Genomic DNA, 12625 nt, shown 5'->3' with positions numbered 1-12625 from the left:
AAAGATATAATTCAGATTAAAGAAATGTATAACAATTATGATAGATATGATGCTTCCTAATTTTAATATGATGATGAGGTTGTGATTAAGTTTTGTTTATCTTTGTGTTGGATTAATCAATTTCAATATTAATGTGTTTTTGTATAGTTGTTTGAATATCGTTATAAACGGTAGCAAAAGGCATGCCTGATTGAATCGCAGCATTACGAACATCTTCAAATTCAGGTTTGGCTTTTATAACTTTGTCACCCAACATGCCTAATTTCACTAATATTGCGCCGTAATCTGTGTGCACGGTTTGAAATTGACGATGTAAGATTTTTCGATTTACTGTATAGCTACGAACACCTAGAGATGTCGTATGTTTGAGAATATAGTTTTCAAAATACTGTGCTTGCGTCAGACTACAAATCACTGTGAGTTGTGTAGCTGGGCGACTTTTTTTCATTGTGATAGGCGTGCAATAAGTGTCCAAAGCACCATCATCTATGACTTGTTCCATGAAAAAACCAAGCATTTCTGCTGTCATATCATCAAGTTGGCATTCTAATACTTGAACTTGAGAGGGAGTCGCTTCTTTTTTAGAAAATTGAACTGCACGTAGTATATTTGGAAAATCAAAATCTTTTGAACCACAACCATAACCAATATTCGATATTGTGACACTTGGTAGTGGACCGACTTCTGATACTAATCCTTTAATAAAACCCGCTCCTGTTGGGGTTGTTAATTCACTTGCAACATCAAAAGCGGCAAGCGGGATGCCTTTGAGTATTTCAGCAGTTGCCGGTGCAGGTACAGGGTAAATGCCATGTGCGATATTGATTTTTCCGTGTCCCGTAGGAATCGGTGAGGAAAGTAAAATATCAATGTTTAAGTTTTCTAATGCTAAACAACTACCAATAATATCAATGATTGAATCCATTGCACCTACTTCATGAAAGTGAACGTTTTCAACTGACATGCCATGAATTTTTGCTTCTGCATGTGCAATAACATCAAATACGTGAATACTTCGTTCTTTTACTCTGTCAGGCAAGGTGCTTTCATTTATCATTCTGAAAATATCCTGAGCTTTTCTATGGTGATGTGCTGGTTCAAAATCGATTGATAGTGATGTGGCTTGGATACCTTGTTTGTTTTGTGAAGAAAAGTTTAACTTAAATTTGTTCAAGGGTAAGTCGTTTAAATGCTGCTCAATATAATTTATATCTGCACCTAAATCAACAAGTGCAGATAGCAACATATCGCCTGCAATACCTGCATGGCAATCTAAATAAATTGCATTAGGCATATTGTTTCACTCCATTTCTAATGAGCTTCAATCATTTTTATAATCATCGCGGCATTATAGCCACCACCAAAGCCATTATCTATATTGAGGACGCTTGTTCCTGGCGCACAGGAATTAACCATTGATAATAGTGTTGTTATACCTTCTAAGTTCGCACCATAACCTATACTAGTAGGAACAGAGTAAACTGGATGATCTACTAAGCCTGATACTACACTTGAAAGGGCGCCTTCCATACCGGCAACAACGATTGAAACCTTACTTTGTCTAATTGCTTCTATATGTGAAAATAAGCGGTGAATACCAGACACACCTACATCATAAAAGCGTTTTACATGTATGCCCATTACTTCAGCAGTAATGGCTGCTTCTTCTGCAACCGGTAAATCAGAAGTTCCGGCACAAATCACAGATGTGTAATAATTAGATTTTGAAATATTGCTTACAGGGGTACAAATAATACGCGCGGCTTCATGATATTCAAGTTGACTATATTTAGCGATAATATCTTGTGCTTTGTCATGGTCGACCCTTGTAACTAGAACAATCTCATCGTGGGCGAGTAATGTGCTGATGATATCTATGATTTGAGAAGTTGTTTTTCCTTCACCAAAAACAACTTCTGGAAAGCCTTGGCGTTGTCTCCTATGCAAATCAATTTTGGCAAAACCTAATTCGTCATAATGACTTAATTGAGTCTTGGCTTCTGAAACAGAAAGCTGATTCGATTGAACAGCTTGAAGCAATGAGTCTAGGGAATCTTGCTTGTCAGTCATAGTTAAGCCACCTTTATAAATTTAATATGCATCTAATGAATTGATGACTTCGTTCATACTTCCTGTACGATAGCCTTCTAAATCAATCGTTACATAGTCAAAGCCTAATTCTTTAAGGCGCAGTGTGATTTCTTTTCGATATTTTACTACGGTTGGAATGTCGGTATCGTTAACTTCTACTCTAGCAATATTATGGTGATAACGTACTCTAACATTGTTAATATCTAGACTTAAAATATATTTTTCCGCTTCGTTAACTTTATTTACTTTTGCAAAATTCAATGTTTCTCCATAAGGAATACGAGAGGCAAGACTACATAATGCTGGTTTATTCCAAACTGGTAAACCATTAGCCTTACTAATTTCTCTTATTTCGGATTTGTATAAATTAGCTTCTTGCAATATACTTCTTACATTAAATTCTGTTCTTGCTTTTAATCCTGGTCTGAAATCATCTAAGTCGTCCATGATCATGCCGTCAAGCACATAGTTAAAGTTGTATTTCTTTCTTAACGCTTCTAATTTTGAATATAATAAACGCTTGCTGTAATACCAACTATCAGGCGTGTTTTCAATAATGTGTGGGTCTTTCAATTCTTCAATTTCAGCCTCTATTATTGGGGCATTAAGTTGATTTGCTAATTGAATAGCTTGATTGAATTCTTCATGTCTAAATAATTCTGATTTGACTATAACGGCTTTAACATTTTCATGACCTAATATATCAATGGCTTTCTTTAAGACCAGACTGCTATCTACACCACCAGAAAAAGCAATAACTACTTTGTTCATATCTTTAAGGATGTTTTCTAATTTTTGTTCTTTATTTAAAGTTTCAGTTAACATGATTATTCCTCCTAATTTATGATTCAACGTATGGAATCGTTAGTGGTCCTAAGGGCATAACGCCAATCGTCATATCTTTCCCATATTTGTCTTCAAGCATTTTTAGTGTGTCATTAATTTCAGTAACTGGATATAGCATAGCGTCTTTAGTCTGTTGATCAGTGAGTTTGGAATATAAATAAACATCTGCAAATGTTTGGATAACGGCTTGTTTTTGAACTTGCCATTGATCCAACATAGCAAAGTTAGGGTCGTTAATCATGTCGACGAGTGCTTGTGGGCTATCAGCCATTTTAAGAATTTCAGCATAGTTACCGTGATTTGGATATCCATCACTACACTCTGATAACATGATAATACTGCCACCTTCTTTGACAACTTTGTGTGCAGCACTCATCCCTTTAACAGTTTGATATAAGTTTTGGTCTAAAGGATAACCAGAGTTAGAAGCTATTACAACATCAAAAGGTTCATCGCATTTGAACATGGCATGTTTCTTAGCGTAAGCACAACCTTTATCATGTGCTTCATATAATTCTCCAGCAAAAACCTCAGTAATTGCTTTCTCTTTGTTTAATGTCACATTCAGCATAAAGTCTGGCTTACACATGCCATTAATTTCTCGAGTCATATCTTGAACAGGATTATCTGTCATGTTACCCCAAGTGGAGCGAATATCACCAATCATTTTTGCATTATGGAAGGTCATAATGGTTTCGATACCTGCAATTCCTGGCATGATCCCTTTAGGACCACCTGAAAACCCAGCAAAGAAATGTGGTTCAATAAAGCCTGTAACAATTTTAAAATCAGCTTCGACATATGATTTATTCAGGTATACATCGCACCCATATTTACAATGTCCAACTTTGCTCAAGGTTGTTTTATCATTACAATGATTATGAACAATTTTGATGTTATTAACGATGTCTTCACCCAGCATTTGGACAAGCTCTTCGCGAGTTTGGTCACGATGTGTGCCAGTACCATTAATAATTACAAAATTATCCAATGGTACATGGGACAAGGTTTTTATAATTAAAGGAACCAATATATGATTAGGCGTTGGTCTCGTGATATCACTAATCACAATAGCTACAGTTTGATTGGCTTGAACCATTTCACTCAAAGGTTTAGTACCAATAGGGTGACGTAAAGCGTTTTGAATTGCACCGATATCATCTTCAAGTGCAGTTAAGTCTTGAGGCTCAATTAAGACACTGTGATCAGGTAAATCAATTTCAACATTAGATTTACCATATAGAATAGTAGTTTTCAAAACTTACTCCTCCTTTTTGTTTAAAGCGCTTTCATAAAAACGTAGTTTATTTACTTGTTTTAGTTTGAAAAATGATTCGTTTGTGCGTTTAAAATATTCTTTTCTTCCATATATACCCTTATTTTTCTGGTATTTATCAACCATTATAACTGCTATTGGACATAAAATAGCTGTAGTAATAGCAGATATTGATATTTGCGCCGTTGCCACAGGGGCTATTTTTTCTATCATTGCATACTCACTTTGAGTTAAATTACCGTTGGCTAGGGCGGTAGAAGCAGCTGCAACTACTGCAGCTGGAGTAGATACAGCATTCCCAGCAGTGGAAGCTTCAGAAATAGGAGCGATAATACTTTTTTCTTTAAATAATTTAAATGCAGCTATACCAGTAATAGCGGTACATATAAATGTTAGTAAAGCTAAAGTGAGCCCACCTGATAATACAGAGAAATTAAAGAATTCAGCTAAATTCATACCAGCACCTAATGAGAAAGCGAAGAACGGAATTAGTATTGTTTCTCCTGGGCGAAGAAATTCTGAAATTTTAGGATCTAAATTACCTAATAGCATACCAATACCTAACGGAAGAAGTACTGATATGAAGGATATGACTGGAAAAGTAGTGCCAATGAACCCTAATGAAATTAGGGTGAGTAAAGGTCCATCATTAATTGCTAATATAGATAGTCCACCAATATCTGAACGATTTCCATATGCACTTGTTAATGCAGCATACATACCACTATTACTATTTGTCATGGCAGCAATAATTGCAATTGTAGATAACCCAAACAATCCTGTCCACGGATCAAAAATAGCACCGAGTAGTAAACCAACTGCTAACCCTGAAAAGTATTTAGTAGATGTTAATAAGACCCCCTTTTTTAATGCCTTTCCACCGATTTTTAAATTCATTTGGCTTCCAACACAAAAGATGAAAAGTGCAATTAATACTAATGCACTATCTTTAAATAGCTCCTGTGAGAACCCGCCAATTTGCAACATTTCATAATGGCCATGCTCAGTCTTGGGCGCACCGAGTTGTTTTAATATATTCATGATAAAACTTAAATGTAGCTGGTCAATGGTATTAATTGTAGCACCCAAAAGTAAGGGCACAACCATCAATCCCCCTGGTATTTTTTCAATCGTATCTTTGATTCTCATAACTAACATCCCCTTGAATATGTTATTAATTATGGAAAAATGTTTTTACGATATTCTTAGTTGCTTTCTTTATTAATTTTTCCGAATTAGCAATCGTATGTGCAAGTGACATAGGTCCATCGGTTAAACTAAAAGCACTTACTACACCAACATCTTTAAACATATCAACGTCTACATCGACAGTTCCTCCAATAAAGACGACAGGTACATTGAACTTTTGGGCGCATTTGGCGATACCAATTGGCGTTTTACCATAAAAAGTTTGGAAATCAATTTTACCTTCGCCAGTAATGACTAAATCTGCATTTTGTAAATAATTTTCGAGATGTATAAGGTTTATAACGACTTTAATACCATCATCAAATTCACTAGGGAAAAATGCTTTGAAAGCACCTCCTAGTCCGCCAGCAGCTCCAGCCCCAGCCAATTCATGTAGACGTATGTGTTGTGTGGATTCAACAATGTTTGCCCAATGTGTAAGGTTTTGCTCTAGTAATGTTATTTCTGAAGATGAAGCGCCTTTTTGTTTTCCAAAGACATGTGATGCACCATCTATCCCAATTAATGGATTTTGAACGTCTGTTGCAATTACAAAGTTACAATGTTGAATTCGATTATCGAAGTTTTTTAAGTCGATGTGATGGATATGTTTTAGTGCAGCACCGCCAAAAGGTATATCATTAAGGTCTTTATTGACTAATCTTGCGCCTAATGCCTGTAACATACCAGCGCCGGCATCATTTGTTGCTGAGCCACCAATTGCTAGAATGAATTTCTTATAACCTTTATTTAGTGCGTCTTGTATTAACTCTCCGGTACCGTAGGTTGTTGTAATCATTGGATTTAGTTTTGTTTCTGGTACATGTTTTAATCCTGAAGCTTCTGCCATTTCAATGACACAAGTTTTATTATCATCTAATACGCCGTATTGAGCAGTAACTTGATTACCTAATGGTCCAGTAACGGAAACAGTTTCAAATTTACCATTGGTTGCATTTACTAGGGCTTCCATGGTTCCTTCGCCACCGTCACCAACAGGTAAAGCATGAACCTCGGCCTGAGGGTAAGTTTCGGAAATACTTTGAGACATATAGGATGTGACCTCAGTAGCCGTCATACTCCCCTTGAATGAATCAGGCGCTAAGACAATTTTCAATTTAAATGACCTCCTTGTAAACGCTTTCTGATATATATTATTCTATTATATATATTTTATTTTATTGAAAATAGGGTTAAACTATACAATAATATACCTTTAAATTTGTATAAAAGTGATAAAGTGGTGAAATAATGGAGATATTAACAGAGGAAGTAGCAACGCTTATTGTGGAAGAAACTGCAAAAAGAACAAAAAGTAATATTAACATAATGAATTTTAACGGTAAGATTATAGCATCATTTGATAAAAGTAGGATTGGTAGTATACACGAAGGCGCACGTAAAGTATTAGCGTGCGAGCAGATGGTTATATTGACTGAAGAAGATTGTGAGAAACTGCAGGGGACACAGCCAGGTATTAATTTACCTATTATATTTCAAGATGACATTGTCGGTGTGATTGGTATTACAGGGGACCCTAAAGCATTGCTATACGTAGCAGATTTAGTGAAAATGTCGACCGAATTATTGTTATATCAAAATTATTTTACGTATGAACTGGAAGGACATATACGTAGCCAAGAATTATTTATTGAAGAACTGTTGAAAAGTAATCCCTCTAATTCGTTTATACAATATTTAACGAAGCAACTTAACACCAATTTACTAGCTTATAGAAAATGTATTATTGTTAATTTAGAAAAGCAAATATTCTCAAGAAATAGCATCGTTCGTACATTAACTAGTAAAATTGATCAAACCACTTTTACATTAGCTTTTACTAATCATAACCGTATCGTAATACTAGCTTCTGATGAATCACAAAAAGCTTTAGATGAAAAAATTGTGAGAATTTATCATGCCTTTAAATCATTGAAATTAGAAGTAAGTATGGCTTCAAGTTTACTTTTTTCGAGTTTGAACGATTTCAAAAAGGCTTATGAAGAGTGTGATCTGGTATTTATGTTGAATGATCAAACCCAAACATTGATGTCCTTTGAAGATGTAGAAGAGAAAACGCTACTTTATCAAATAGAAAGTGGAATAAGAGAAAGATATAAGCAAAGAATTTTAAGTGATCTAGATTCACAAAGTATAGAAACTTTGAAAAGTTTCTTCAAAAATGATTTGAATATTGCTAAAACTGCAAAATATCTCTATATTCATCGCAATACGTTACTTTACCGATTAGAAAAATGCGAAACACGTACAGGATTGAATCCAAAGAAATATTCAGATGCGATTAAATTACAAATAGCTTTATGGTGTTAACTATTCGTAGTTTAGTTGATATGTTTCTTTTATTTAGAAAATCGATAATAAGTAGCAATACCACAATGTAGCAATATCATAAAATATAGTGGGCGCGTTTTTTAGGAAAGTATCAAAAAACACTTTACAAATTACACGACTAACAATATAATTAATTTAAGTTATTACTAAATAATTCTATAAATTTTAGAATAAAAATCTTTATAGATACAAAACGTTTTGTTTTCAATCTGAAATGTTTAAATAGTAATGGTGCCATTATTGAGTTATTAAGTGATAACTCACATCAACTTGTTATTGATGTACCATGAAATGAAGGGATGTGGACATAATGGATAAAAAGTACTTATGAAGTTTTGAATGAATTATTGTGATGATTTGATGAAAACATATTACACTACATGAAAATAGTCAAAACGAATTAGGTTTAACAATGTATGAATGTTGTTGTAACTTATCATGCTAGGTTAACTATGAGAAGCTAGTATGATAAATCCTCTGTATGTCACTTTGACAAACGATTATATTTTAAATAATAATCACTTACTCTAGCACAATACAACACTTGTGCTGTAATCTGCCATTTTTTGTAATTTTCGTACTCCAATTTATTTAGTATATCTTGATTAGAAAATGTGATTTCTCTATTTCACCTACTTTTAAAGTCCGCAAAATTTTAAGAGCCAGTTTAAATCAAATAGTAATTTGAAATAGAAAGAAGATAGTGTAAATGCATCTGCTTTTAACTTTTAGTTATACAAAATTATAATTATATGACTTAAATGCTCTCATTTGAAAAATAAACCTAATAATATATTAAGTCATTTAACCATGTTATATAAAAATGGCAATGAACTGGTGATGTTAAAAGTTCCAAGCAACAAATCAATGTTGCTTGGGCTTTTTTTATACAACAAAATTATGATATATCAAGAGATAAAGGTGCAAAAAGAAATGAATATGAACAAATTTTTATATTTTAGTTGTCATTTTCCGCTTAATACGACATACTCAATAGCAATTAGTATAACATAATAACTATTTGAGGTGATTCAGTATGACAAAATATATTTATGCATTTGATGAAGGGCAAAAATCGATGAAAGATTTATTAGGAGGTAAGGGGGCTAATTTGGCAGAAATGAAGCACCTGGGTTTACCAGTTCCTGATGGTTTTACATTAACAACGGAGGCATGTATAAAATATTTAGAACATGGGTCTAAGCTTTCTGATTCACTCATGGATCAATTAAATACTCAATTGGCTGATTTCTATGAACGTACACAAAAATCGTTTTCTTCAGACACAGCTTTATTATTAGTTTCAGTAAGAAGTGGCGCTAAAATTTCTATGCCAGGAATGATGGACACCATTTTAAATTTAGGTTTAAATGATGACAATGTTAAAAAGCTAGCTGAAAAGACTGAGGATGCTCGTTTTGCTTATGATTGTTATCGCCGTCTATTACAAATGTTTGGCGAAGTCGTATATAGTATTCCAATGGCATCATTTGATACATATTTCAATCAATACAAAATAAAGCATGGTTATCAAAATGATGCAGATATTCCAGCTGAAGGACTACAAGTAATTTGCGACCATTTTAAAGAAGTGTACATTGAAGAAGTTTATAAGCCATTTCCACAATCGCCTATTGATCAATTAACGGAAGCTATTGAAGCAGTGTTTAAATCGTGGGACAACGATCGCGCCCGTATATATCGTGAATTGAATGAAATACCACATGATATTGGTACTGCTGTCAATATCCAAGAAATGGTATTTGGCAACAGTGGAGAACATAGTGGGACGGGAGTTGCGTTTACACGTAATCCAGTTACAGGAGAAGCTAAGCTCTTTGGAGAGTATTTGTTAAATGCACAAGGTGAAGATGTTGTGGCAGGTATCCGTACACCTAAAGATATCGAGTCATTGAAAGAACAAATGCCACAAGTACATCAACAGTTTGTAGATGTTTCTAAACGTCTCGAAACGCATTACAAAGACATGCAAGATATTGAGTTTACGATTGAAAATGGACAGTTATATTTACTACAAACGAGAAATGGCAAGCGTACTGCTAATGCTGCCATACACATTGCAGTTGATTTAGTTGAAGAAGGCGTTATAAGTAAAGAAGAAGCAGTAATGAATGTCGAAGTAAAATCTATTGATCAGTTACTGCATCCTAATTTTGATGAGCAATCACTTAAACAAGCAACTACAATTTCTAAAATTGGTTTGCCAGCAAGCCCAGGAGCAGCGAGTGGTAAGATTGTTTTTTCAGCAGAAAATGCGAAAGAACAAGCAGAAAAGGGCAATAAAGTTATTTTAATGAGACCAGAAACTTCTCCAGAAGACATTGAAGGAATGATTGCAAGTGAAGCAATTATTACAACGCATGGTGGTATGACTTCGCATGCAGCCGTTGTAGCACGCGGAATGGGTAAATGTTGTGTTACAGGATGTTCTGATATCGAAATTAATGTCATAGATAAAGTAGTTAATTATTCAGGAGGTACGTTGCACGAAGGAGATGTTATTTCCGTAGATGGTGCAAAGGGCGATATTTATTATGGCGAAGTGTCGACGATGAAAGCAGAGCGTAGTGAAGCGTTTGAGCAGTTTATGTCATGGGCAGAAGATGTAGCGAAATTACAGGTTAGAATGAATGCGGAAACGCCTCAAGACATTCAGACTGGTTATCAGTTTAATGCTAAAGGCATAGGACTTGTTCGTACAGAGCACATGTTCTTTGGCCCTGAACGCTTAATTGAAATGCGTCGCTTTATCTTATCAGATACACAAGATAAACGTATTAATGCATTAAATAAAATTCAGCAATATCAAATGACTGATTTTGAAGAGATATTAAAGTTATCTGGTCAAAGACCAACGATTATTAGGTTGTTAGATCCGCCACTTCATGAATTTTTACCAAGTTCTGTGGAAGAAAAAAACAATGTAGCTCAACAGTTGAATGTGTCTGTAAGAGAATTGGAACAATACATTGAGAGTTTAGACGAAGTAAATCCAATGTTGGGGCATAGAGGCTGTCGTCTTGCTATTACGTATCCAGAATTGTATGTGATGCAAGTTGAAGCTATAGTGAAAAGTGCGTTACGTTTGAAAGCACAAGGTATTGAGTGTCAACCAGAAATCATGATTCCTTTAGTTTCTACAGTGGCTGAGTTCACAATTTTAAGAGCTAAAATTGTTGAAAAGATAGAACAATTGCAACAAGAGGCTGGAGAAACAATTCAATACCTAATTGGAACAATGATTGAAACACCAAGGGCTTGCCTAATCGCCGGTGAATTAGCGAAGGTATGTGATTTCTTTAGCTTTGGTACTAACGATTTAACGCAATTAACGTTTGGGTTCTCTAGAGATGATGCCGGTAAATTTATTGGTTCCTATTCAGAACAAGGTGTTTTAGAAAATGACCCATTCCAAACATTAGATCAAGATGGTGTTGGTCAACTTGTCAAAATGGCTACAAAACAAGCTAAAGCTGTTAACCCGACTATTAAAATAGGGGTCTGTGGCGAGTTAGGTGGAGACGATAAATCTATCCATTACTTTAGTCAAATAGATATTGACTATGTTTCATGTTCACCATTTAGAGTGCCTGGCGCATTGTTATCGACTGCACAAAGCGAGGTTAAAGGTGGTCGATTACATGTTTAATGATTCGTTAGAACCACAACTCAGATTATATGTTATTTCAGATTCCATAGGAGAAACAGCGCAACGGATGGTACATGCAACGTTAACTCAATTTCCTGATGTATCACAAATTGAAATAAAAAAGTTTCCTTTTATAAAAAATGAAGAAGAGCTTATTAATATATTAAAAAGTGCTAAAGCACGCGCAGCAGTTGTGATAACAACATTAGTGAATCCTGAATTTAATATGGTTGGTCAACAATTTGCAAAAGAAGCGGGTATCCCATATGTTGATTACATGTCTGACTTAATTGGTATTATCCAGCAACGCACAAATTGTTCGCCTATTTTAGAAAGTGGAGCCTTACGTAAATTAGATGAAAATTATTTTAGAAGAATAGAAGCTATGGAATACTCTGTTAAATATGATGATGGTAAACATTTTACTAACATAGGGGAAGCCGATGCACTTATTGTTGGTGTTTCAAGAACATCTAAGACACCGCTTAGTATGTATTTAGCGAATAAAGGTTACAAAATTGCAAATATACCATTGGTACCAGAAGTAGATATACCTGATGAAGTTTTTAGGCATCAGGATTTAAAAGTATTTGGTTTAACTGCCAGTCCTAATTATATTTTGAACATACGTAATGAACGTGTGAAAGTGTTGGGGCTACACGGTCCAACAAACTATAACAGTATTGAAAGAATCAGAGAAGAATTGATATATGCTGAAGAGATTTTTGAAAAATTAAACGCAACAGTCATTAACACGGAATACAAATCAATTGAAGAATCAGCGTTTTATATAGAAAAGTTTTTATGATTTGATGTTATTACTATTTAGAGAATAGTAAAAGAAAATATTAAATCTAAAAACTAAAAATGGAACTGGGTATAAACTTCATTATCAAAAAATGACTAATCCACATGATATTGGATTAGTCATTTTTATATTTAAAGGGCGTTGCCAAAACAATTTCTACCGGTTGCTTAGAAAAAATTCAAACACTTCGTTATGGCTTTAATAGAGAAGAGATTGTTACACTAAATAATTGTCTAAATACTTTGTAACAGTATAATTATTTGAATGAATTACATTATTTTTACTAATTATAATTAAATTTTTTAAGAGGAATAGATACATTAAAGATTAATTTTTTAAACTATAAGCTAATCTTATGTATATAAATAATAAATTAAGTTTATACTTATAGTTA

The 12625-nt window shown here is 34.2% G+C and carries 9 protein-coding genes; 3 read left to right on the top strand and 6 right to left on the bottom strand.

Annotated elements, in window-relative coordinates; all coding sequences use genetic code 11:
• Positions 1-112 precede the first annotated feature (112 nt).
• The 6 genes from larC to D9V42_RS02715 are packed head-to-tail and all read right to left on the bottom strand — an operon-like array spanning position 113 to position 6518.
• Positions 113-1294, bottom strand: a complete 1182-nt coding sequence (larC, locus tag D9V42_RS02740; protein WP_122062957.1) for a nickel pincer cofactor biosynthesis protein LarC — start codon at positions 1292-1294, stop codon at positions 113-115.
• Between the two features lie 17 nt (positions 1295-1311).
• The gene (gene larB / locus D9V42_RS02735) at positions 1312-2070 is read right to left on the bottom strand and encodes a nickel pincer cofactor biosynthesis protein LarB (RefSeq protein ID WP_107554454.1); all 759 of its coding nucleotides are present in this window, start codon (positions 2068-2070) and stop codon (positions 1312-1314) included.
• 21 nt (positions 2071-2091) lie between these two features.
• The gene (gene larE, locus D9V42_RS02730) at positions 2092-2916 is read right to left on the bottom strand and encodes an ATP-dependent sacrificial sulfur transferase LarE (RefSeq protein ID WP_122062955.1); all 825 of its coding nucleotides are present in this window, start codon (positions 2914-2916) and stop codon (positions 2092-2094) included.
• A gap of 16 nt (positions 2917-2932) precedes the next feature.
• A complete protein-coding gene (gene larA, locus D9V42_RS02725; protein WP_122062953.1) occupies positions 2933-4195 on the bottom strand; it encodes a nickel-dependent lactate racemase in 1263 nt (420 codons plus the stop codon).
• 3 nt (positions 4196-4198) lie between these two features.
• Positions 4199-5362, bottom strand: coding sequence for a 2-keto-3-deoxygluconate permease (locus D9V42_RS02720; protein ID WP_122062951.1), 1164 nt, complete (start codon positions 5360-5362; stop codon positions 4199-4201).
• A gap of 25 nt (positions 5363-5387) precedes the next feature.
• Positions 5388-6518 (bottom strand): glycerate kinase, encoded by a 1131-nt coding sequence (locus D9V42_RS02715; RefSeq protein WP_122062949.1) that lies wholly within the window; start codon positions 6516-6518, stop codon positions 5388-5390.
• 134 nt (positions 6519-6652) lie between these two features.
• Here D9V42_RS02715 and D9V42_RS02710 point away from each other — a divergent pair, with 134 nt between their 5' ends.
• From D9V42_RS02710 to D9V42_RS02700, 3 genes are all read left to right on the top strand, one after another.
• Positions 6653-7732: a CdaR family transcriptional regulator gene (locus tag D9V42_RS02710; protein WP_107554449.1), complete on the top strand. Its 1080-nt coding sequence runs from the start codon at positions 6653-6655 to the stop codon at positions 7730-7732.
• A 1057-nt stretch (positions 7733-8789) separates the two neighbouring features.
• A complete protein-coding gene (gene ppdK / locus D9V42_RS02705) occupies positions 8790-11423 on the top strand; it encodes a pyruvate, phosphate dikinase (RefSeq protein ID WP_122062947.1) in 2634 nt (877 codons plus the stop codon).
• Positions 11416-12231, top strand: a complete 816-nt coding sequence (locus D9V42_RS02700; RefSeq protein ID WP_122062945.1) for a pyruvate, water dikinase regulatory protein — start codon at positions 11416-11418, stop codon at positions 12229-12231. Before ppdK ends, D9V42_RS02700 begins: the two co-directional genes overlap by 8 nt.
• Positions 12232-12625 lie beyond the last annotated feature (394 nt).

Source organism: Staphylococcus pseudoxylosus (assembly GCF_003697915.1).
Classification (GTDB): Bacteria; Bacillota; Bacilli; order Staphylococcales; family Staphylococcaceae; genus Staphylococcus; species Staphylococcus pseudoxylosus.
This window is presented reverse-complemented; position numbering and strand designations above follow the sequence as displayed.

What these genes read in the sequence shown, in the direction of transcription:
- larC (WP_122062957.1), bottom strand. Translation starts at nt 1,294, where the DNA reads ATGCCTAATGCAATTTATTTAGATTGCCATGCAGGTATTGCAGGCGAT.
- larB (WP_107554454.1), bottom strand. Translation starts at nt 2,070, where the DNA reads ATGACTGACAAGCAAGATTCCCTAGACTCATTGCTTCAAGCTGTTCAA.
- larE (WP_122062955.1), bottom strand. Translation starts at nt 2,916, where the DNA reads ATGTTAACTGAAACTTTAAATAAAGAACAAAAATTAGAAAACATCCTT.
- D9V42_RS02720 (WP_122062951.1), bottom strand. Translation starts at nt 5,362, where the DNA reads ATGAGAATCAAAGATACGATTGAAAAAATACCAGGGGGATTGATGGTT.
- D9V42_RS02710 (WP_107554449.1), top strand. Translation starts at nt 6,653, where the DNA reads ATGGAGATATTAACAGAGGAAGTAGCAACGCTTATTGTGGAAGAAACT.
- ppdK (WP_122062947.1), top strand. Translation starts at nt 8,790, where the DNA reads ATGACAAAATATATTTATGCATTTGATGAAGGGCAAAAATCGATGAAA.
- D9V42_RS02700 (WP_122062945.1), top strand. Translation starts at nt 11,416, where the DNA reads ATGTTTAATGATTCGTTAGAACCACAACTCAGATTATATGTTATTTCA.